Origin of the sequence: Salinibacterium sp. TMP30 (assembly GCF_038397785.1) — a bacterium.
Classification (GTDB): domain Bacteria; phylum Actinomycetota; class Actinomycetes; order Actinomycetales; family Microbacteriaceae; genus Rhodoglobus.
Window position 1 is genome coordinate 2,195,210 of sequence record NZ_CP151642.1, and the last position, 21,795, is coordinate 2,217,004.

Here is a 21,795-nt window from a genome sequence, read left to right on the forward strand (position 1 = left end):
CCGAGGGCTTAGTGGAAGAAGTGACGCTCACCCGTGAAATACATCGTGACTCCCGCTTCAATAGCCGCAGCGATCACTTCTTCGTCGCGAATGGATCCCCCCGGCTGAACGACCGCGCGAACACCAGCATCGAGCAACAACTGCAAGCCATCGGCGAACGGGAAGAAGGCGTCACTCGCCGCAACCGAGCCGGCCGCACGGTCACCAGCACGCGAAATCGCCAACTGGCAGGAGTCGACCCGATTGACCTGCCCCATACCAACACCGACGGATGCTCCGCCGTGAGCCAGCAAAATAGCATTCGACTTCACCGCGCGCACTGCTCGCCACGCAAACTCGAGGTCCGCAAGAGTCTCAGCATCTGCGGCGTCGCCCGCCGCTAGCGTCCAGGTGGAAGCCGGCGCAAAGTGATTATCGAGCTGCTGTACGAGCATGCCGCCCGAAATCTGGCGAAGCTCACTACCCTCACGCGCATAACCGTCTGGCAACTGCAGCAGACGCAAATTCTTCTTGGCCTGCAAAATCTCGAGCGCTTCTGGCTCAAAGCCGGGGGCAACAACAACCTCGGTAAAGATTGGCGAAATGGACTCAGCGGCAGCCTTAGTGATGATGCCGTTGGCAGCAATCACTCCGCCATACGCCGAGATCGGGTCGCACGCGTGCGCCGCACCATGAGCTTCGGCGATCGTGGCCGCGGTGGCGATTCCGCACGGATTAGCGTGCTTGATGACCGCAACGGCGGGAGTCTCATGGTCGTAGGCGGCGCGCAGGGCGGCATCGGCATCCACGTAGTTGTTGTAAGACATCTCTTTGCCACCGAGCTGGGTGGCTTGAGCGATCCCGGCCGAGCCGGCTACTCCGTAGAGCCCTGCCTGCTGGTGCGAGTTTTCGCCATAGCGCAACACCGCGAGCTGGTCAGCCGCGACGTCAATGTGCGGGGGGGAGGCGGGGGCGGATGCCGCGGCATCCGAATCGCCCAGAAGGGCCCCGGTCATGAACCACTGCGAAACGGCGGTGTCGTAGGCGGCGGTATGGGCGAACGCCTGCGATGCCAGGGCATAACGCTGTGCGAACGTCGTTCCGTCTCCGGTAGCCGCAACGATGATGTCTGCATAACTCTCTGGGCTGGTGACGATCGCAACATTGGCATGGTTTTTGGCTGACGCGCGAACCATCGCCGGACCACCAATGTCGATCTGCTCAACGATGTCGGCGGGGGCAGCACCCGAGGCAACGGTCTCAACAAAGGGGTACAGGTTTACGACAACAAGGTCGAAGGCTTCGATACCGAGCTCGGCCAACTGCGTTTCATGCGACTCAAGGCGAAGGTCGGCCAGGATTCCCGCGTGCACCGCAGGGTGCAGAGTTTTAACGCGACCGTCAAGGGACTCGGGGAAGCCAGTGACACTCGACACCTCGGTAACGTCGTAACCTGCAGCCGCAATCGTCTTTGCGGTCGAACCGGTCGAAACTAGCTCGACTCCGGCTGCGACGAGCGCGCCAGCAAGTTCGAGGAGCCCTGACTTGTCGCTTACCGAAATGAGGGCTCGCGAGATAGGCACAATATCGCGTTCGCGAAAGTCAGCAGGGTTATGGCTTGGGCCGCTCATAAAGTTCAGAGTTCCTTTAGATTGATGCGATTGGTGGCGATGTCTTCGATCGTTTGCACAAGCAGCCGACGCTCGACCGGCTTGATGCGTGCGTGCAAATGTTCTTCGGTATCTCCGGGTTTGATCGCTACGCGCTCCTGCACGATGATCGGCCCGCTATCGACACCATTGTCGACCTTGATAACGCTCGCACCTGTCTCGGCTACGCCAGCGGCGAGAGCATCCCGCACCGCGTGCGCACCGGGAAACTCTGGAAGGTACGCCGGATGCGTGTTGATGATGTTCGGCGACAGCGCTTCGACCACGCGCGGCGGCAGCAACTTCATGAAACCGCTCAGCACCACAAGGTCGGCATTCCACACGTGAATCTGCTCAAGCAGTTCATCGCCCCACTCCTCACGACTAGCGAAGTTAGACATAGCAACCGAAAACGTGGGGATGCCGTAATGCTCGGCATGATCAAGCCCGTCAGCAACGCGGTCGGCACCGACCGCGAGAACGCGCGCAGGGAAGTCGGCGCTCTCTGCCGCTTCGAGTAGGGCGGCGAGGTTAGACCCGCCCCCTGAAATCAAGACAACGAGTGTGAGCACCCACCCAGCCTAGCGCTGCATGAACCCGTCATCTGCCCGCTCAGGGCGTGCTGAGGTCAACAGACCGAGGCCGGCAGCGACACTGAACTCAACGAAAGCCCACAGGGTGACCACCCAGGGCTGCGGACCAACATCATTGAGCCGACCAGGGCCCGCAGACCCTGCCGATGCCCACACGAGCAAGCCGATAATGGTTGCCGCCGTCAGGCCGATCCCCACAGCCACAATCGCGAGTTCGCGGCGACGCAACTCGCCCGCAATTCGCGGCCCCAATACTGCCGCAACCAAGAATCCGACAAGCACAGGGGCAAGCAATCCGGCAAAGCCAAATGCAAAGTCGCCCGTGGGCAGAGCACCAAGCACGGGGATCGCCGGAATTGGCCCCAGCGACGTAGCCAACGGTGACACTGTCGAACCAGTGCCGATGGCGAAGCCGGGCCCCACCAGCCACGACGCAGCCCACACAATAATGTTCGGCAAGAGCGCAATTTGGCCGAGCGTTACCGCGATTCCCCCCAGCACTTCGGTATGCAATGCCTCATAGAGCCTGATAATTTCGGCATACGAAGTGATTATCGCCAGCATTGTGGCAATTGAGGCGACCGTCAACAACCCGGCAGCCGCGATTGCGCCGCCCCGCAGCGACGTGGCAACAATTGTGCGCACCTGAGCCGGCCATCCAAGAACCCAACGACGCACCGGCCCAACAGCTCGACTCCTCGTGTTCACCACCTGGCTGCCAATGAGGAGGCCGACCGCAAAAACGACTGTCGGCAACAGCGTGCCCTGCCAGAGTGAGGGATGCGCGACCGGATGCAACGCCGAAAGAGTGACCACCAGCGACGCAGCCCCGAAAGTGGCCAGTGACGCGAACGTGCCCAGCAGCGCGTGCGACGTCTCCGCAACACGGCGGCCCGCCCGAACACCCAACAGCACCGTCAGCAATGCAAAGCCAAGCAGTGCCATGGTGATCGTCACCGGGGTGCTCGCCGCAGCAAATCCCAACGACTTCGAAACAGTCGGATCCAGAACCACCGTGATATCGACGCCATGGCCGACCAACCAAATGTCGACAGCCGCACGCCAGAACACAGTCCAATCGATCGCAAGACCGTAGTGGATGCCCCACAAGAGCGTGAGCGGAACCAGCGGTATTGCGATACCGATAGCGACCACCAAGAGAGCCTCAAAGGCGGCGAAGAGGAGGGTGAGCTGGCGATTCATGTCGATCGTGAGCGTACCCTCACTTTCCCGACAAAGTGCAGCGGCTGGCCGCCTGTGGGGGCGACCAGCCGCTGCTCTAGTTGTTCAGCGCGTTTCGCCTAGAAGACGATCCACACCCAATCGGTACGACTGGTTGACCCCGTCACGTTGTCTCCGGCTGGGGTGAACTCCGCACCGACTCGATGCACACCGCGGTCGAGTTTCGGCAGCTTCACCGTCACCTTTCCGTTGTCTGACTCTTCGAGTGTGATGGTGTCGACCGTTGTGCCATCGACAGTGATCATGACGGTTCCGGTAGCAGCCGCATCCGCACTTGTGGCAACGCGGACTGTCGCGTTGATGGTGTTCCACGAGAATGCGATGTGCTTGCTCACCGAGACGCTCACGCTTGAGCTGTACTTCACCATCACCGATTCTGAGGTGGCTGTGCCGTCCGGCAGGTTGCGCTTGCTTGCGGTGACCACAACTGTGATCGCCTTTCCCTCATCGCCCTGGGCAACCTTGTACTTCTTCTTGTCGGCACCCGGAATAGCGGTGCCGTCGGCCTGCCACTGGTAGCTGAATTTCAGCCCGTCGATATCCCACTCCCCCGGGTTGGCGGTGAGCTTCTTGCCAACGATCGGTTTGCCGCTGATCGACGGCAGCACGGTGTTTACCGGAGTTCCCGGCAGAACATCTTCTTGAGTAATTACCTCAAGCGCGGTGACGGCACCGGTGTCGCCATAGCTGATGAGGCCAAGGTAACTCGTGAAGGGTGCGAGACCCGCCCACGATGCGGTGTACGTCACTGCTTCGCCCTGCACGCCCGACAGCACCGCGGGGCTCAGCCCAATGGGCTCACCACCCGGCACAACCGCGTAGGTGCGGAGATCGAACGCTGTCGAAGGATTAGCAGCATAGACCGAGGCGATAACGAGGTAGTCACCGGGGGTCGGATCAGCAAGGTTCACTCGCTCATCGGCGTCGCCCGTGGCTGACTGCCAGCCTGCGATCGGCGTTCCAGCGTCATCGAGCAGGTACACGATCAGGTCGAGGTCGGCGGTGTCATCAATCGAGTCGAGATCGAAGCGCGCATAGGTTGTGCCCTCCGGCACGGTCATTGCGTACTCGAATTCGTCACCGCTGGCTCCTGAACCAGAGTGCTCCGTTTCGGTTCCCGTGGGGTCTTCGTGGAAGATTCCCGCGCTGAGCCCGGTCGTCGCGAGGGGGATGTCGCCGCTACCGCCCGGAGTCACCGTCACGTCAACAGCACCATAGGTTCCGGTGCCGCTGGCAGAGTCCGGAGCAACGATGGTTACGGGTCGCACCGCGATGGGGCTGTGCGCGACTGTGTCTCCGCTGGTCCAGACGAGCGTTCCGGTGGTGAACTGGTCGAGCGGAGCATCCGTTCGACTGAAGGTCACCTCGAAGCTTTGCGTCTCCCCCGCAGCGCCAAACGTGAGCGTTGAGGGCGACACCGTCGCGTTGATTCCGGGGATCGAGATTGATGCTTCGAAGGTTCCCGCCTGAGTGGAGGTAACCGTGCGAGTGATCGTCTCTGGGGCGGTCAACGAACCGATACCGATGGAAGCCAAGTTGAGATTGCTGGGATCGATTGCGACGACTGCGGGGTCGAGCACGTCGTAGCCTGCGCCCTCAATGTAGGACAGCCAATCGCCGATGCCGTTCAGGTAGAGCAGTCCAGGTTCGAAGAACTTGGTCGGATCAATGTGGCCAGCGCCCTGAGTGAACGGATCGGTTACGGGGTTGCCGTCACCATCTACCGTGTCGTAGGCGGTGGTCATGAACGCGGATTTGATTTCGGCTGGTGTCGCGTTGGGGCGTTCGCCAAGGTAGAGCGCGGCGAGTCCAGCAACGTGGGGCGATGACATCGAGGTTCCTGACAGCAGCTGGAAGGTCGGTTCTGCTCCTTCAGCGTTGGCGCCGGCGGCGAGGATTCCCACGCCGGGTGCCGATACGTCTGGCTTGATGATGTCGCTGCCGTCAGCTTCAACCGGGCCGCGCGACGAGAAGCCGGCAACCTGCGGTGTCGGCGGTTGGTAGTCGGTCTCGTTACCCGTCGTGAACGTTGCCGTTGCACCCTCAGTTGCCGCATACGCGAGCACTTGGTCGTGGTAGCGGGCATCCAAGTGCACGGTAGGAATCACGTGGGTGTCGAGGTCTGTCGAGCTCGGCGTGACGTTCACGAGAACAACACCAATACCGCCAGCGCGAGCAACCTCAGCCGACTTGTCGACGCGAGCAACTACGCCGCGCTCACAGACCACGATCTTGCCTTCGACGAGAGCGGGATCGAGAGTATCTGCCAAGCACAGGTTGGGGTCAACCGCAGCGGTGAGCGCGACATCCGCGGCGTTCACGAGCGCGCCAGTCAGCGGCTCAGCAGCAGGGTCGAGGTCAACGGTGATGGAGGCACCAGCGAATGCTTGACCGTTGCCGAGGGTGACGGTGGCTTCATAGTTGGGGATGGTGCTTGCAGCAACAGTGGTGATCCACGGTGCTGCGTTGTCGAGCGTTGTTGCACCGGGGCCGTCGTTACCGGCCGAAGCAGCAACGAAAATGCCGGCAGCTGCAGCACCCAAGAATGCCTGATCGGTCGGTGAGACGGTGCTGCTGGCAGCTCCTCCACCGATCGAGTAGTTGATCACGTCAACGCCATCAGCAACAGCCTGGTCGATTGCGGCCAGAAGGTCAGTGGATGCACAGCCGTCGTCCGTGGTATCGACAGGGTCGGGTCCGCTCCAGCAGACCTTGTAGGCGGCAATCTTGGCGGCGGGGGCAATACCGGAGAAGTATCCGAGGGGGTTTCCGCCAACGGTGGCGTCGACCTCGAGGTTTCCGGCTGCCGTGCTCGCGGTGTGCGAACCGTGTCCGTCGCCATCTCGCGGGGAAACATATTCACCAACGCTAGCGTCGCCAAGGTTTCCGGCACCGAAGCCGTCAACGAAGTAGCGAGCGCTAATGACCTTTGTGGTGCAGTCGTCGGCGGCGAATTGCTCGCCCACAACACACGCTCCGCTAAAGGTTTGCCCGTCCGCTTTCTGGAACATGATCGAGTCACCGTCACGGTAAGGCGCAGCGCCCGGCGCAGTGCCGAGTGGGTTACCAGAGAAGGCGGGGTTCTCGGGAGCGAAGCCGGTGTCGAGCACACCGACAACGATGCCTTCGCCGGCGGTTTCTGCACCACCAATGGATGCCCACAGTCCGTCGGCCCCTTCGAGGCCGAGGAACTCTGTTGACCGCTGTGCTGCTGTGATCTTCTTCAGCTCATCGGGCACGATCGACGCAACCAACTTGTTTGCAGAAAGCTCTACCGCCTGCGCAGCCGTGAGGTCTGCGGCGAAGCCGTTGGTGGCCAACGTGTAGGAGTACTCGATGTCAGCGCCGACGGATGCCGCGGCATCCTCTTGCTTCTCGGTTAAGTACTCGGTGTAGTCCTGCACTACTTGGCGGCGAGGGTTGAGTTGCTCCCCGTCGGGTGGCGTCGTGGCGTCAAAGCCGCGAACTCCTCCGTCGTAGGTTGCTGCAGCCTGATCCACCATGGTGACGATGTAACGCCCAGGGGTGAATTCAGTTTGGCCGCCGCCACCAATGGATGCTGGTGCAGCTGTTGCGCCGAGTGCGGCGCCGGTAACCAGAGAGGTTGCAACGAGCGTTGTCGCCGCCACAACCGAGATAAATCTTCGAATGCTCACGAATGTTCCTATTCTTCGTTGAATGGGACCTGCTAATGGAAATCGGTACTGCTGATCGGCGGTCGGGCACTCACCACGTGCAAATATATGCGCTGTCTACCCCCCTACGGGGGTCTCTCAAATGCCATCGTTACCGAAACGTGACACATTGTCCGCTCTTTGGGGGACGTCGTTAAACGACACAAGCGCCACGCGTCTCAATGACGGGCGGCGCTTGTGTTTAGCGAGCTGAACGAGCCAGCAGCGTGTGATTGTTACAGCGTTGCGAGAATTTCGCGCATGAGCTTGGCTGCTTCAGACGGTGTCTTGCCGACCTTCACACCGGCAGCTTCAAGTGCTTCCTTCTTGGCTTGAGCGGTTCCGGCAGAACCGGAAACGATCGCGCCGGCGTGACCCATGGTCTTACCCTCGGGAGCCGTAAAGCCAGCAACATATCCCACCACGGGCTTCGTGACGTGAGCCTTGATGTAGTCAGCGGCACGCTCTTCAGCGTCTCCACCGATTTCACCGATCATGACAATTGCCTTGGTCTCGGGGTCAGCCTCGAACGCTTCAAGTGCGTCGATGTGGGTGGTGCCGATGATGGGGTCGCCACCGATGCCAATTGCGGTCGAGAATCCGAGATCCCGCAGTTCGTACATCATTTGGTACGTGAGCGTTCCCGACTTGGAGACGAGACCGATCGGACCCTTGCCGGTGATGTTCGCGGGTGTGATGCCGACGAGTGCTTCACCGGGCGTGATGATTCCGGGACAGTTCGGACCAATGATGCGAGTCTTGTTGCCCTTGTCCTGAGCGTAAGCCCAGAACTCGGCAGAGTCGCCGACGGGAACACCCTCGGTGATGATGACCAGCAGCGGCATCTCAGCGTCAATAGCTTCGATAACGGCATCCTTGGTGAACGCTGGCGGCACGAAAGCAATCGAAACATCCGCCCCCGTCTTTTCCATTGCTTCAGCAACAGTGCCGAACACGGGCAGCTCAACTTCGCCGCCGTCTTTGTCGCGGTGCAGCACGGTCGTGCCAGCTTTGCGCGCGTTGACGCCGCCGACGACCTGGGTGCCAGCAGCGAGCATGAGCGCGGTGTGCTTGGTGCCCTCACCGCCGGTGATGCCCTGAACGATGACCTTTGAGTCCTTGTTGAGGAAAATTGACATGCTCGATTCCTTACTTCGCGGCGTTGGCGAGTTCGGCAGCCTTGGCGGCGCCCTCGTCCATAGAGGCGGCTAGCGTCACGAGGGGGTGGTTCGCTTCTGCGAGAATCGCGCGACCCTCCTCGACCTTGTTGCCGTCGAGACGAACAACGAGGGGCTTGTTGGCGGCGCTGCCGAGTTCTGCGAGCGCACCCACAATTCCCTTAGCGACAGCGTCACACGCGGTGATTCCGCCGAAGACATTCACGAACACGCTCTTGACCTGGGGGTCATTGAGAATGACGTCGAGACCGGCAGCCATGATCTCTGCGGATGCTCCGCCACCGATGTCGAGGAAGTTGGCGGGCTTCACGTTGCCGTGATCCTCACCAGCATAGGCAACAACATCCAGCGTTGACATGACGAGGCCGGCACCGTTACCGATGACACCAACCTCACCGTCGAGTTTGACGTAGTTGAGGCCATTGGCCTTAGCCTTCGCCTCGAGCGGGTTAGCCGCAGCCGCATCTTCGAGCGCCGCGTGCTTCGGGTGACGGAAGTCAGCGTTCTCATCGAGCGATACCTTGCCGTCGAGGGCCAGAATCTGTCCGTCTTCGGTGAGCACGAGAGGGTTGACCTCAACGAGGGTTGCATCTTCGCCCTTGTACACCTCATAGAGCTTCACGAAGACAGGAGCAACCTTGTCAACGAGCTCTGCCGGGAACTTAGCAGCCTTTGCGATCTCGGTGGCCTTCGCGAGATCGATACCCGTCATCGGGTTGATCTCAATCTTGGCGAGAGCTTCGGGGCGCTCAACAGCAAGCACCTCAATCTCGACTCCACCTTCAACACTGCACAGCGAAAGGTAGGAGCGGTTGGCTCGGTCGAGCAGTACAGAGAAGTAGAACTCCTGCGCGATGCGAGCACCGGCAGCAACCATTACTCGCTTGACCGTGTGGCCATTGATGTCGAGGCCGAGGATCTGCTCGGCAGCAGCGAACGCGTCGTCAGCGTTGTGAACAACCTTGACACCACCTGCTTTGCCACGACCGCCGGTCTTAACTTGAGCCTTAACCACAACGGTTCCACCGATTTTCTCGGCCGCTGCTTTGGCTTCTTCTGGTGTGTCGGCAATCAGGCCGGCAAGTACTGGTACGCCATAGGACTCAAATACGTCCCTGGCCTGGTACTCAAATAGATCCACGCTGCTCATTCCAATCCGCGCGTAATGGTGAGTGGGGAAGGCGGCGAAACGGTACCAAATTGGTCGGCCCCTAGAGACGCACGCCAATGGAAAAGCTTACCGTGCCTAACGTTGAGTGTTTTCCGATAGGGGGGCTGCAGGCGACGAAAGATCGGCGAATCTTGCCTCTGGGCACTCCTAAACTGGGGCTGTGACCGATGCCAGCCCCCTCAGAATCGCGGATGTCTCTGCCGACGTCGCTCTGTTGGCTGGCGGTGGTGCGGCCATCCTGCTGCAGATCGCGCACCCGGCGGTTGGGCAGGCAGTGGCCGAGCACAGTGACTTCGCGCGGCGCCCCTTGGATCGTCTCAACGGCACCCTCACCTACTTGTATGTGACGGTGTATGGCACAACCGAAGAGGCGGCAGAGGTCGCGCGGCGGGTGGGGGCCGCGCATCGGCCGGTGCGGTCCGACAGTTATGACGCGCACGATCCGCAGTTGCAGTTGTGGGTTGCCGCAACCCTCTATGACACCGCCATTCGGGTGCGCGAGCTCGTCTTCGGACCGCTGCGCGAGGTCGACGCCGAGATGTTGCTCTCCGATTACGCAGTGATCGCGACAGCGCTGGGCGTTCCCCGCGCGTTGTGGCCAGCGGATCGGGCGGCGTTTGGCCGCTACTGGAACGAGAGCGTGGCGGGGTTGAGCGTCACTGGCGCGAGCCGACGGGTTGCCCATCAGCTGCTGCATCCGACCGGCGGGCCTTGGTGGTTACTGCCACTGATGCCACTCGTGCGCCTGCTGACTGCGGGGTTGCTCAGCGAAGATCTGCGCAACGCCTACGGGCTCCCCCATCACCAAAAACGCTTCGACCGGATCATGCGGGTCACGCGTGCGATCTACCCGCGACTGCCACGGTGGGTGCGGTTCGCCGCACAGCGCCGGTATCTCACGGCGTTTCGCAAACCGCGCAGACACCTCGCGAATAACTAAACGAGAACGAACTCCACGGTTCCGGTAGCAATCTCGGCGGTCACGAGTCGCGCACGCACGGTCGAGCCGGCCGTGACCGTGCCGCTAATGCGGGCGGTGATTACCGGATCAGCGATCTGGATGATGCCCCCATCGCCACGCACCGAAACGACCGTTGCGTCGAACTCGTCTCCCACTCGCCCGCTCAACAGTGCGGCCTCAATCGCATTGACCGAGGCACTCTCCAGCCGCGACGCGAGTGAGCTGGTGCGTGCCATTATTTTCGGCAACTCTGGGAGTCCCTTGCGTACCCACTTGGGCACCTTGCGGTCCGCAACGATTGCTTCGCAAGCAACGAGCACGAAACGATCGACGAGGCGACGCAGCGGTGCGGTGGCGTGGGCGTAGGGCGCCGCCACCGCAGCCTGAATGACGTCTTCGGGATGCTCGCCATCGAAGACGGTGTACCCGGCTCCTCGAAACAGTGTCGTGGCGGCGTGAATCGCGGCGAGAGCACGGGGGTCACTGTGGTCGAGGGCACGCAGATACTCGCCATAGTTCTGGTTCTCGGGCCACGGGCATCCAAGACTCGCAACTTGGCGACGGAACTGGGCAAGCGTCTCGGGGTTGGGTGCAGGCATCGTGCGCAGAATGCCCACATTGCCCTCAAGCATGATGCGCGCCGCCTCCATGCCCGTCATGAGCGACACGTGCGCGTTGTACTGCTCAACCGGCAGCGGGCTACGGCGCTCGAGCACGTAGGTGCCGTCGACGAGAACCACTTCGTCGTCGGGGCGATTGAGGCTCGCCCCTCCCCGCTGGCGCTCCAACTCGGCACGCAGGCGACCGAATTCGGGCAACAGAGACAGCGACTCATCCGCCAACTCGTTATCGAGTAAATCTTGCACCTCGGCATAGTTGTACTGGCGGCGGTTGCGCACCTGGGCACGCACGAGAGTTGTCGCGGTGACCGCACCCGTGGCATCCAAGTCGAAAGTCCACACGAAGGCTGGTCGCGTAACTCCCGCCAGCAACGATGCAGCATCTTCACTGATCACTGTGGGGTGCAGCGGAACCCGACTATCGGGCGCATAAAGCGTCTGCCCGCGTTTGCGAGCCTCAGCATCAACAGCCGAGCCTGGCCACACAAAGGCGGGAACTTCGGCAATCGCGTACATCACCCGCAGGGTCTCCCCAGTGCGCTCCAAATAGAGCGCCTGATCGAGGTCAATTGCGCCATCAGGATCGATAGTCGAGAACGGGATATGGGTGAGATCATGCTCGGGCGGCTCGAACGCCGCTACAGCAGCTTCAGCGGCTTCCTCAACTTCCGGGCTGAACTCGGTGGGCAACTTGAGATCTAGGCGAACCTGAACGAGCGCAGCAGCGAGCGCATCACCGGTGTCGAGCGGTCGAACACGCGGAACGACGAGCCGCACTTCCTCCAACGAGTAAGAGTCCGACCAGTCGTGACTTTCAGAGTCAAAGTTTCTCAATAGGAGCAATCTTGATGAGCAGACGCTTCCGTCCGGCGGTATCAAATTGAACATCGGCGATGCTCTTGGGCCCGTTGCCGGTCACCTGATTTACCGAGCCATCACCAAAGTCAGTGTGACGGATGCGGTCGCCCGCCGCCAGAGTGAGATCTCCGTTGTCGCGAACCGTGGCTGTGATCGCATTAGCCCACTCAGTTTTGGCACGCGGAGGAGCAGGAGGCAGTCCGCCGGCCGCAGCTTCGCGCAAGGAACCAGCCCACGAACCGCCTCCTGCGCTGCCTCGACGAGCGTTGAGAGCGCGAGACTGCGTTCCGCCCCGCGAGTTCGCCATCCCCGGCGACTGCTTCCACTCAATAAGCTCAACCGGAATCTCTTGCAGATAGCGGCTCGGCATCGCCACATTCACCTCGCCGAACTGTGCGCGAGTCATCGCCAAAGAGAGGAAAAGGCGTTTTCGCGCACGCGTGATGCCCACATAAAACAGTCGGCGTTCTTCAGCCGGGCCACCGGGTTCATTCGCTGACATGCGGTGCGGAAGCAAATCTTCTTCGACACCGGTCACAAACACCGAATCGTATTCGAGACCCTTCGCCGTGTGCAGCGTCATAAGCGACACGGTACCGCTCGAGTCATCCAGATCGTCGGCGGCCGCCACAAGCGAAACCTCGGTGAGGAAGTCGAGCAGGGTGCCATCGGGGTTGTTCTTGCCAAACTCCTTAGTCACCGCAACAAGCTCATCCACGTTTTCGGCACGAGCTTCATCCTGCGGATCCTGGGAGGCACGGAGCGCACGCACATAGCCCGACCGCTCCAACAGTTCACTCAGAATGTCGGCGGGCTTGGCGGTCTCCACCTTCGACATCACCTCATCAAGCAACCGAGCAAGATCAACAATCGCCTTCGTGACCTTGGGGCCGAGACCCAGTTCGGTGGCGTTACGCATCGCGTCGCGCAGGGTCATGCCACGGGCATCCGCCCACGCCTGCAGCGCAGACTCTGTCGCCGGCCCGATACCGCGCTTAGGGGTGTTCATGATGCGACGCAGCGCCAGCGGATCCGCCGGGTTCGCCACCGCAATCAGATACCCGAACGCATCCTTGATTTCGGCACGCTCATAAAACTTTGTGCCGCCCAACACCCGATAAGGGAGGGCTGCCCGAATGAAAATCTCTTCAAGCGCACGCGTCTGCGAGTTCGTGCGATAGAAGACCGCAACGTCTTTATAGGCGACGCCGCCGTCGTGAAGTTTCTGAATCTCATCCGCCACAAACTGCGCTTCATCATGGCCCGAATAGCCGGTGAAGCCGACGATCTTGTCACCGGCACCAATCGTCGTGAACAGCTTTTTGTCTTTGCGATCAAAGTTGTTCGAGATCACCGCGTTCGCGGCATCCAGAATCGTCTGCGTTGAGCGGTAGTTCTGCTCAAGCAGAATCACCGTCGAACGGGGAAAGTCTCGCTCGAATTCAACAATATTGCGGATGTCGGCTCCGCGGAACGCATAAATGGACTGGTCGCTGTCACCAACAACAGTCAGCGACGCGGCTTCTGCCTCGGCACTGCTGCCCTGCACGAGCATGCCCTGCGACGAGGCGAACTGCTCGGGAGCCGGTGGTCTCGTCAGCTCACGAATAAGTGAATACTGAGCGTGGTTGGTGTCCTGGTATTCGTCAACCAGGATGTGCTTGAACCGACGCTGGTAGGTGGCCGCGATCTGCGGGAACGCTCGGAACAAGTACACCGTTTGGCCGATGAGGTCATCAAAGTCGAACGCGTTGGCATCGCTGAGTCCGCGCGTGTAGCGACGAAAGACTTCAAGAAATTTCTTCTCCGCCGGATCGCTGAGGTTGGCATCCCGCGCAAAACCGTCTACGTCGGTTAGCTCATTCTTGAGCTGGGAAATGCGGTTTGCTGCCTTGCTGACGGTCAACCCATACATGTCAGCGTCGAGCTCTTTGAGGATGCGCTTCAGCAGCGCTTTGCTGTCTGCCGAGTCATAGATGGTGAAGTTTTTGGAGAAGCCGAACGCTTCTGCTTCTCGACGAAGAATTCGCACGCACGCGGAGTGGAACGTGGAGATCCACATGCCTTGGGCAGTTTCGCCCACAATCGCCCCCACACGTTCGCGCATCTCGGCTGCCGCTTTATTAGTGAAAGTGATGGCCAGAATCTGGCTCGGCCAGGCCTCCCGTGAACGCAGCAGGCCGGCGATACGACGAGTCAGTACACTTGTCTTGCCCGAACCTGCACCGGCCACAATCAGCAGCGAAGGCCCCCGATATTCCACTGCCTCACGCTGGCGAGGGTTCAGCCCGTCGAGCAGGGGGTCGCGAACGGAATCACCGTCGGCAGAGCGGCCAGGGTCAGAAGGGTCAAAAACTGTGGTCATCGCCTCTCGACTCTACCCGCGCGCGGTGACGGCGAGGTCGGGGTGGTCGGTGAATACCCCGTCGAGCCCCGAATCCATGAGCGTGCGAAACTCGCTACGCCAATTGCCGAACTGCTCTGGCTGTTTGCTGGAGCGCAGATTCTTGGGCAAGAAGCGGTTCTCTGCCCGAAGCGTCCAACAGAAAACCAGCAGTCCTGCCGCGTGTGCCCGGGACACCAGATCGTTGGTGCCGGTGAGATTTCCCAGAAGGTCTTTCACCATAAGCATCTTCTTGTCGACGCTGATTCCGTCGACCTCGTGGGCAAGTCGAGCGAGCCCCTCGTCGCTTAAATGCTCCGCATAGTTGCGGGCCCGCGCCCCAAACTGGGCAACCAGATCGGCAGGTGCTCCGCTAGATTCCAGCAAGAACACCAACTTGCCCGGAATACCACGATCCCGGATGCGATGCAGAACACTCTGTTCAAAGGATTCGATGATGAGGTTGTCGGCCGTCGCCCACCCCCTCACCTCTCGGGCAAAGAGCTCGTCGAGCGGCAAGCCGATCGACTCAAAGTGGCTCGCGTGTTTGATCTCAGCCACCACCCGCAGGGGGCGTCGCCGCGCCTCGGGGTGCTGGTGCACAATCTCAAGAAGATCGCTCAGCCGCAGTATCGGTTCGCTGTCGTTGAAAGCGACGTTGGCTGGCCGCACCTTCGGCAGTCGTTCGCGGGCGCGCAAAGTGGAAAGCTCCGCCCACGTGAAGTCCTCGGTGAACCACCCCGTCATCGCCGTTCCATCGATCGTCTTCGAGGTATGGCGATCCGCAAATTCGGGATGATCGGCGATGTTTGTCGTGCCCGAGATCTCGTTCTCGTGACGGAGCACCAGCACACCGTCCCTGGTGGCAACGATGTCGGGTTCCACGGCATCCGCCCCCAGCATGAAAGCTAGATCGTAGGCAGCCCTGGTGTGTTCTGGGCGGTAGCCGCTGGCGCCGCGGTGCCCGATCACAAGCGGGCTAATGGTGGTGCTCATCGAGTCAAGAATATGCCGAAGTAGTGCGGCGACTAACATTTGGGTATGCCCGAATGCGCGTCGTGCTCTGCACCAGTGCAGCCGGAGTGGAACTTCTGCATCTATTGCGGTGAACCCACCTCGGCCGATACCTCGCGCCCCGCACCCCTCGTGGCAGCTCGCACGAACCCGCTAGCTATCCTCGCCCTCGTACTGGCAGCGATTGGTGGGGCTCCCGCGCTGATCTTCGGCCACGTAGCAATCCGACAGATTTCAGAGACCGGCGAGCGCGGGATGCTCATGGCCCGCATCGCGACCATTCTCGGCTATGTGTGGCTCGTTCTGTGGGGAATCCTGCTGTACTCCCTGCTCACCAATGGCCGCTAACACCGCCGCGCTCGCGCGCCGTTGGGAGCCAACGCGGCGACTCCCACTCAAGTGGGGCCACTACAGCGACCGCTACTTCATCGGCCTAGTGCTCATTATTGCTGGGGCGATTCATCTTCAAGGCGCCAACAACTACACCCTGATCATTCTGCTCATCGGCACCACTGCGACAGCGGTGGGGTGGTCGATCATGCCGGCGAGAGGGTGGCGTCGGATGATCGTCATTCTCCCCACAATCACCCAAATTTGGATCATGCTCACGGGGCCTATGTCGATGTGGACGCTCACCATTCCTCTGCTGTGCTGGTTGCTCGTGCGACACCGACCACTCGTCTCCTATGTGGTGCTTGCGTTGCCGATCGCCAACGGCATCATTCTCCCGCGCTTCTTTCAGGAGTACTCCGCGATGCCTCAAGCGCTCGCCATCTCAACGGTCGTCGTGGTCGCCGCCGCCTGGCTTGCACGGGCGATCGCTCACAGCGCAGCATCTCGGCGTCAGAATCCGGAATTTCTCAGGGAAATCCGATAGTTTTATGAGGCGCCACTAACGTGTGGCACCACACCAAACAGAGGAATCATGGCACTCAATAACCCCGCTTTCTCCCGCGATGCTGCCTTCAGCTCGCGCGGCGGAATCGCCGTAGCGAACCAGGTCTCCAACCAGCAGCTCAACGACATGTACAGCCGTGAGTCGGCGCCCAAAACGGGCGACGTCATGACGGTTGAAGACACCATCGCCAAGACCGTTGGAGCGTTCGCACTCCTGCTTGTCGGCGCTGGGCTCAGTTGGGTACTCGCCCCCGCTATGCCGTTCTTGTGGATCGGCGCTGGAATCATCGGCTTCGTACTCGCACTCGTCAACATCTTCAAAAAGCAGCCCTCGGGCGCACTCGTCTTGGCGTACTCCGCCGTTGAGGGTGTCTTCGTCGGTGGTATCTCGCGCTTCTTTGAGAATGCCTATGGCGGAGTCGTAACACAGGCCGTCATCGCGACAATCGTTGTCGTCGGTGTCACCCTCGCGCTCTTCGCGAGCGGCAAGATCCGCGCGTCCAAGAAAGCCACCAAGGTCTTCATGATTGCGATGATCGGCTACGTGGTCTTCTCGCTCGTCAACCTAGTCATGATGCTTACTGGCGCCACTGACAACGCCTTCGGCCTCCGCAGCGCCGAGATTCCGTTCCTCGGAATCCCCTTCGGCGTTGTGCTGGGTGTGCTCGTCGTCATCATGGCCGCATACTCACTCGTGCTCGACTTCGACTTCATCCAGAAGGGTGCCGCCAATGGCGCACCTCGCGCCTTCGGCTGGAAGGGCACCTTCGGCATCATGGTCACCGTCATCTGGCTGTACCTCGAGCTACTACGCATGTTCGCGATCATTCGCGACTAAGTAGTTCAGTCTCACAAACGCAGAAAGCCCGCGTCGCTCCGGCAGTAGCCAAGTGACGCGGGCTTTCTCGTTAACGAGCTATTCCCATTCGATTGTTCCTGGGGGCTTCGACGTGACATCGAGCACAACGCGGTTCACGCCATCCACCTCATTGGTGATGCGGTTCGAGATCTTCGCGAGCACGTCGTAGGGCAAACGAGTCCAGTCGGCGGTCATCGCATCCTCCGAGGACACCGGGCGCAATACGATCGGGTGACCATAGGTGCGGCCATCGCCCTGCACTCCCACTGAGCGCACGTCGGCGAGGAGCACAACGGGGCACTGCCAGATGGTGTCATCGAGGCCCGCAGCGGTCAGTTCGGCGCGAGCAATCGCATCCGCCTTACGCAGCAGTTCGAGACGGTCATGCGTGACCTCACCGATGATGCGGATGCCAAGGCCGGGCCCGGGGAACGGCTGGCGGCCGACAATAACTTCTGGCAATCCCAGCTCGCGACCAATCGCCCGCACTTCGTCCTTGAACAGGGTGCGCAGTGGCTCAACGAGGTCGAACTGCAAGTCGTCGGGGAGCCCACCAACGTTGTGGTGGCTCTTGATGTTGGCGGTGCCGGCCCCTCCGCCACTCTCCACAACATCCGGGTAGAGGGTGCCCTGCACCAGAAACTTGACCTTCTCGCCGTCGCCCTGAGCTTCGAGCACGAGTGACTCGGCCGCATTCTCGAAGCTGCGGATGAACTCGCGGCCGATGATTTTGCGCTTCGTTTCGGGGTCAGTGACTCCGGCGAGAGCATCCATGAACTGGTCAACAGCATCGACAGTGACAAGACGAACACCCGTCGAGGCTACATAGTCCTCTTCAACTTGACGGCGCTCATCCTGACGCAACAGCCCATGGTCAACGAAGATGCAGACCAGTTGATCGCCAACAGCCTCGTGCACGATCGCGGCAGCAACAGCGGAGTCGACTCCGCCCGAAAGGCCACAGATCACCCGAGCAGAACCAACCTGTTCACGGATGCGGGCGACCTGTTCGGCAATCACGTTCCCGCTGTTCCAGTCGGCAGGGATGCCCGCTGCGTCGTGCAGGAAGTTCTCAAGCAACCCTTGGCCAAACTCAGAGTGCTTCACCTCGGGGTGCCATTGCACACCATAGAGACCGCGTGCCTTACTGGCGAAGGCGGCAACCGGGGTGGCGTCTGTGCTGGCGAGCACCTCAAACCCTTCAGGGGCTTCTGTTACAGCGTCGCCGTGACTCATCCACACCGTCTGCTTGTCAGCCTGGTCTCCCAGAAGGGAACCACCACCACCCTGCACGGTCATGGCAGTGGACCCATACTCGCGCAGGCCAGTCTTGGCGACGGTGCCGCCGAGTTGACGTGCCATCACCTGGAAGCCGTAACAAATGCCAAAAACGGGAACACCCAACTGAAGGATGCCGGGGTCGAGGTCGGGCGAACCAGGCTCGTACACGCTCGACGGGCCACCACTCAGCACGATGCCGACCGGGTTCATAGCCGCGATCGCCTCGGCAGTAATGGTGTGAGGAACAATCTCGCTATACACGTTGGCTTCGCGCACGCGACGGGCAATCAACTGTGCGTACTGAGCACCAAAGTCGACGACAAGAACGGGGCGAGCGCTCGTGTCTGCAGACGTGGCGGTGGCCGTGGCCGAAGATTGGGTCATACGGAAGCCTTTGCGGAGTCGGCGCCGGCCGCTTGGGCAGCTGCAGCGGATTCAATACGGGCAAGTTTTGCTTCAACGAAACGAGGAACTTGACGCTCAAGGAAGAACGACAACAACGGGATGACACCGCCGAGCGCGATGTACAAGAACCGCAAGAATGAGAAACGCGTCAGACGCCAGAGGATGAAATCTGCTGCAACGTAGAAGACGTAGAGCCAGCCGTGCACAATCAGGATGATCGTCGACACGTTGATGCCCTGAACAAGCTCCTTCGGCGTCAGCGTGACAAACCCGGCGGGGCCGTTCAGCTCGATGTCGCCACCGAGGCCGTAACGGAAAAACATCATGAGGCACAGCACAAGCAGGAAGCTGCCGGTGATGATTGATGACACCTTGTAGAACGAGAGGGTGCGACGAATGCGGGGGAGATCAGAAAGCCGGGGACCGAGAGCCATGACTCTAGTCTACGGCCGCATCGGGCACCAGATCTTCGCGCTCCTCTTCCCACACGTCTCGCACGAGGCGGTACCAGAGGAAGACGGCGAAGCCTGCAAACACAACCCACTCAACGGCGTAAAACACGTTGAGCAAATTGAGCGAAACCTCCGTCGATGGTGGCGGGGAATCGATCGCGTCAAGGCCTGCTGGCGGGTCAAAGCTCACGACGTAGCCGCCATAGGTTCCCGCAGGCACGTCGTTCCACAGGTTTACGAGCTCAGCGACCGCGAGGGCGCTGCGCACTCCCGACTCGAAATCGGACTGTTGGGCTGACTCGGTCGGCAGGAGACGACCCGTGAAGGTCGACGCCGGTGGCGAGGCTTCAAGCTGAGCAATGACGGATGCTGCGGCATCCGTCGTCGCTGCCCATCCGAGGGCAATTGCCACGCTTGCCCCGCTGGGTTCACGCCCATGGCCGACAACCCAGTAGCCCATCCCTGCGGTGTTGCGCCGCTCGGAGAGCACAACATAGTCGCCAGAAACAAGCTCTGCGGTGAAGCTGACGGATTGGCCGGTTGTCGCAGAGGCGAGTGGTTCTTGTGCGATAGCGACCGAATCGAGCGGCACAACCGTTTCGCTTTGCTGTTCGGTGATTTCGCCACCCTCAAGGCTTCGGCTCAGCTGCCACTGCCCGAGAGCCGCGAAACTGCCGGCGATGGCCAGGGCCAGGATGAGGGCACCGATCCAGCGTGGTCGACGCGCAATCTGCCACATCGTTGCCGGCGCCGCTGGCGCAACTGGCGAAGAAACCGTCGTACTCACTCGCTAACGATATCTGGTGCTTCGAGCCTCACTCGATCAGCTGACTCATCATCGGGCTGTTTTTGGCTAGCGAGCTCTGCGTCAACTCGCTGCAGGTAGCGCTCGATCTCGATGGTGGTGTGCGCGTCGTCCCAGCCCAAAACTCCCGCCATAAGCTCTGCCGCTACAGGTGCTGCCGAGACACCCCGATCCCATGCCTCAATCGATATACGAGTGCGACGAGCCAAAACATCATCAAGGTGCATGGCTCCTTCATGGCTGGCAGCGTAGACAACTTCGGCAGCAATGTAGTCATCGGCGCCGGGAAGTGCTTCCGCAAGTGTGGGGTTACGGCGAACAAGTTCGAGCACTTCAGAGGCGAGCACGCCGTAGCGGTTCAGCAGGTGTTCGACGCGAGTCCGGTGGAGGCCAAAGGTGTGCGCGAGAGCAGTGCGCTTGTTCCACGCGGCACCGTATCCTTCCGCACCGAGCAGTGCGACATCTTCAGTAATGCTCGGTGAGATCTTGCCGTCTAGAGCGTCGACTGCGGCATCCACAGCATCTTTTGCCATGATGCGGTAGGTCGTCCACTTGCCGCCAGCCACCACAACGAGCCCGGGAACACTGTGGGTCACAATGTGTTCGCGGCTGAGCTTTGAGGTGAGGTCAGACTCCCCAGCGAGCAATGGACGCAGCCCGGCGTAGACCCCTTCAACATCGTCACGTGTCAGCGGAACCGCTAGAACTTTATTGACATGCTTGAGCAGGTAGTCGATGTCGGCGGCCGTGGCAGCCGGGTGGGCTTTGTCGAGATCCCAGTCAGTGTCGGTCGTTCCGATCAGCCAGTGGCGCCCCCAAGGGATTACAAATAGCACACTCTTTTCAGTGCGAAGCAGCAGGCCTAGCTTCGACTGGAAACGGTCGCGAGGCACAACCAGGTGCACGCCCTTCGATGCCCGCACTCTGAACTGACCACGTTCGCCCACCATCGCTTGAGTGTCGTCGGTCCACACACCGGTCGCATTCACGACCTGCTTGGCGCGAATCTCAAATCGTTCGCCCGTTTCGAGATCGTGCGCCATCACACCGACGACCCGCTCACCAACCTTGACGAAATCTTCGACGCGAACGCGGCTCGCCACCTGCGCGCCATAGAAACTCGCGGTGCGAGCAAGCGTCGACACGTAACGTGCATCATCCACTTGCGCGTCGTAGTAGGTCAGGCCACCGCGGAACGCATCAGCGCGCAAACTCGGCGCCGCTCGCAACATTTGAGCGCGCGTGAGGTGCCTGTGGTGGGGCACTCCTGGAGGTCTCCCTCCCGTATAGCTAAGAAGGTCGTAGAGCAACATTCCCGCACCGATATATAGCCGTTCGAAGATCGGTTTCGTCACCGGGTAGAGGAACCGCACTGGCCGCACCAGATGGGGTGCGATGCGCTGCAACAGCAGTCCACGTTCCTTGAGAGCTTCGCGCACGAGGCGAAAATCCAGTTGCTCCAAATAGCGGATGCCGCCGTGCACCAACTTGGATGACCGGCTCGAGGTGCCGGAGGCCCAGTCACGCGCCTCAACCATTCCGACGGTGAGGCCACGCGTTGCGGCATCCAATGCACTACCGGCGCCCACGATGCCACCACCGATCACGAGGATGTCGAGTTCGGTATCGCGCATGGCCGCGATCGCTGCCGCGCGCTGTTCAACGCTGAGCGCGGTTGACTGGGGGATCGATCGGGACTTAGCCATTGATAAATCCTCCAACGTGTGGCTGATCTCTGCCTGTGAACGGCTCGGCGCGTGAGCTGCTCTGTCTC

At 60.8% G+C, this 21,795-nt stretch carries 17 protein-coding genes; 4 read left to right on the top strand and 13 right to left on the bottom strand.

Annotation, left to right across the window (positions count from 1 at the left end; translation table 11 throughout):
• Positions 1-8 precede the first annotated feature (8 nt).
• The 6 genes from purH to sucC all read right to left on the bottom strand — a co-directional run bounded on the left by purH (position 9) and on the right by sucC (position 9,456).
• Positions 9-1,610, bottom strand: a complete 1,602-nt coding sequence (purH, locus tag AADH44_RS10690) for a bifunctional phosphoribosylaminoimidazolecarboxamide formyltransferase/IMP cyclohydrolase (protein ID WP_341952788.1) — start codon at positions 1,608-1,610, stop codon at positions 9-11.
• A gap of 5 nt (positions 1,611-1,615) precedes the next feature.
• Entirely contained in the window at positions 1,616-2,200 is a 585-nt protein-coding gene (gene purN / locus AADH44_RS10695; RefSeq protein WP_341952789.1) for a phosphoribosylglycinamide formyltransferase, read from the bottom strand.
• Positions 2,201-2,209: 9 nt separating this feature from the next.
• Positions 2,210-3,424: a DUF6350 family protein gene (locus AADH44_RS10700; RefSeq protein ID WP_341952790.1), complete on the bottom strand. Its 1,215-nt coding sequence runs from the start codon at positions 3,422-3,424 to the stop codon at positions 2,210-2,212.
• Positions 3,425-3,522: 98 nt separating this feature from the next.
• A complete protein-coding gene (locus tag AADH44_RS10705; RefSeq protein WP_341952791.1) occupies positions 3,523-7,119 on the bottom strand; it encodes a S8 family serine peptidase in 3,597 nt (1,198 codons plus the stop codon).
• Between the two features lie 254 nt (positions 7,120-7,373).
• The gene (gene sucD, locus AADH44_RS10710; RefSeq protein ID WP_341952792.1) at positions 7,374-8,276 is read right to left on the bottom strand and encodes a succinate--CoA ligase subunit alpha; all 903 of its coding nucleotides are present in this window, start codon (positions 8,274-8,276) and stop codon (positions 7,374-7,376) included.
• A gap of 10 nt (positions 8,277-8,286) precedes the next feature.
• A complete protein-coding gene (gene sucC / locus AADH44_RS10715) occupies positions 8,287-9,456 on the bottom strand; it encodes an ADP-forming succinate--CoA ligase subunit beta (protein ID WP_341952793.1) in 1,170 nt (389 codons plus the stop codon).
• Between the two features lie 190 nt (positions 9,457-9,646).
• On the opposite strand from sucC, the gene AADH44_RS10720 reads away from it, so the two are divergent.
• Positions 9,647-10,426 carry an oxygenase MpaB family protein gene (locus tag AADH44_RS10720; RefSeq protein ID WP_341952794.1) on the top strand — a complete coding sequence of 260 codons (780 nt, stop codon included), beginning with the start codon at positions 9,647-9,649 and terminating at the stop codon, positions 10,424-10,426.
• Here AADH44_RS10720 and AADH44_RS10725 read toward each other — a convergent pair.
• The 3 genes from AADH44_RS10725 to AADH44_RS10735 are packed head-to-tail and all read right to left on the bottom strand — an operon-like array spanning position 10,423 to position 15,304.
• The gene (locus AADH44_RS10725) at positions 10,423-11,901 is read right to left on the bottom strand and encodes an RNB domain-containing ribonuclease (RefSeq protein WP_341952795.1); all 1,479 of its coding nucleotides are present in this window, start codon (positions 11,899-11,901) and stop codon (positions 10,423-10,425) included. The genes AADH44_RS10720 and AADH44_RS10725 overlap by 4 nt on opposite strands.
• Positions 11,888-14,290 (bottom strand): UvrD-helicase domain-containing protein, encoded by a 2,403-nt coding sequence (locus tag AADH44_RS10730; RefSeq protein WP_341952796.1) that lies wholly within the window; start codon positions 14,288-14,290, stop codon positions 11,888-11,890. The genes AADH44_RS10725 and AADH44_RS10730 overlap by 14 nt, the downstream gene beginning before the upstream one ends.
• Positions 14,291-14,302: 12 nt before the next feature.
• A complete protein-coding gene (locus AADH44_RS10735) occupies positions 14,303-15,304 on the bottom strand; it encodes a glycerophosphodiester phosphodiesterase family protein (RefSeq protein WP_341952797.1) in 1,002 nt (333 codons plus the stop codon).
• 45 nt (positions 15,305-15,349) lie between these two features.
• On the opposite strand from AADH44_RS10735, the gene AADH44_RS10740 reads away from it, so the two are divergent.
• The 3 genes from AADH44_RS10740 to AADH44_RS10750 are packed head-to-tail and all read left to right on the top strand — an operon-like array spanning position 15,350 to position 17,057.
• A complete protein-coding gene (locus AADH44_RS10740; protein WP_341952798.1) occupies positions 15,350-15,670 on the top strand; it encodes a DUF4190 domain-containing protein in 321 nt (106 codons plus the stop codon).
• Entirely contained in the window at positions 15,660-16,199 is a 540-nt protein-coding gene (locus tag AADH44_RS10745) for a hypothetical protein (RefSeq protein WP_341952799.1), read from the top strand. The genes AADH44_RS10740 and AADH44_RS10745 overlap by 11 nt, the downstream gene beginning before the upstream one ends.
• Before the next feature lie 48 nt (positions 16,200-16,247).
• Positions 16,248-17,057 carry a Bax inhibitor-1/YccA family protein gene (locus AADH44_RS10750; protein ID WP_341952800.1) on the top strand — a complete coding sequence of 270 codons (810 nt, stop codon included), beginning with the start codon at positions 16,248-16,250 and terminating at the stop codon, positions 17,055-17,057.
• A gap of 78 nt (positions 17,058-17,135) precedes the next feature.
• Here AADH44_RS10750 and guaA read toward each other — a convergent pair whose 3' ends face one another.
• From guaA to AADH44_RS10770, 4 genes are read right to left on the bottom strand one after another with little or no spacing between them, the layout of a single operon-like run.
• The gene (gene guaA, locus AADH44_RS10755; RefSeq protein ID WP_341952801.1) at positions 17,136-18,743 is read right to left on the bottom strand and encodes a glutamine-hydrolyzing GMP synthase; all 1,608 of its coding nucleotides are present in this window, start codon (positions 18,741-18,743) and stop codon (positions 17,136-17,138) included.
• Entirely contained in the window at positions 18,740-19,198 is a 459-nt protein-coding gene (locus AADH44_RS10760) for a DUF3817 domain-containing protein (RefSeq protein WP_341952802.1), read from the bottom strand. The genes guaA and AADH44_RS10760 overlap by 4 nt, the downstream gene beginning before the upstream one ends.
• A 4-nt stretch (positions 19,199-19,202) precedes the next feature.
• The gene (locus AADH44_RS10765) at positions 19,203-20,003 is read right to left on the bottom strand and encodes an SURF1 family cytochrome oxidase biogenesis protein (RefSeq protein ID WP_341952803.1); all 801 of its coding nucleotides are present in this window, start codon (positions 20,001-20,003) and stop codon (positions 19,203-19,205) included.
• Positions 20,000-21,727, bottom strand: coding sequence for a glycerol-3-phosphate dehydrogenase/oxidase (locus AADH44_RS10770; RefSeq protein ID WP_341952804.1), 1,728 nt, complete (start codon positions 21,725-21,727; stop codon positions 20,000-20,002). Before AADH44_RS10770 ends, AADH44_RS10765 begins: the two co-directional genes overlap by 4 nt.
• Between the last annotated feature and the right edge of the window lie 68 nt (positions 21,728-21,795).

Bases quoted from the DNA above. Each gene is read 5' to 3' on its own strand.
- purH (WP_341952788.1), bottom strand. From the start codon at position 1,610: ATGAGCGGCCCAAGCCATAACCCTGCTGACTTTCGCGAACGCGATATT.
- AADH44_RS10700 (WP_341952790.1), bottom strand. From the start codon at position 3,424: ATGAATCGCCAGCTCACCCTCCTCTTCGCCGCCTTTGAGGCTCTCTTG.
- sucD (WP_341952792.1), bottom strand. From the start codon at position 8,276: ATGTCAATTTTCCTCAACAAGGACTCAAAGGTCATCGTTCAGGGCATC.
- AADH44_RS10730 (WP_341952796.1), bottom strand. From the start codon at position 14,290: ATGACCACAGTTTTTGACCCTTCTGACCCTGGCCGCTCTGCCGACGGT.
- AADH44_RS10735 (WP_341952797.1), bottom strand. From the start codon at position 15,304: ATGAGCACCACCATTAGCCCGCTTGTGATCGGGCACCGCGGCGCCAGC.
- AADH44_RS10740 (WP_341952798.1), top strand. From the start codon at position 15,350: ATGCCCGAATGCGCGTCGTGCTCTGCACCAGTGCAGCCGGAGTGGAAC.
- AADH44_RS10745 (WP_341952799.1), top strand. From the start codon at position 15,660: ATGGCCGCTAACACCGCCGCGCTCGCGCGCCGTTGGGAGCCAACGCGG.
- AADH44_RS10750 (WP_341952800.1), top strand. From the start codon at position 16,248: ATGGCACTCAATAACCCCGCTTTCTCCCGCGATGCTGCCTTCAGCTCG.
- guaA (WP_341952801.1), bottom strand. From the start codon at position 18,743: ATGACCCAATCTTCGGCCACGGCCACCGCCACGTCTGCAGACACGAGC.
- AADH44_RS10760 (WP_341952802.1), bottom strand. From the start codon at position 19,198: ATGGCTCTCGGTCCCCGGCTTTCTGATCTCCCCCGCATTCGTCGCACC.
- AADH44_RS10770 (WP_341952804.1), bottom strand. From the start codon at position 21,727: ATGGCTAAGTCCCGATCGATCCCCCAGTCAACCGCGCTCAGCGTTGAA.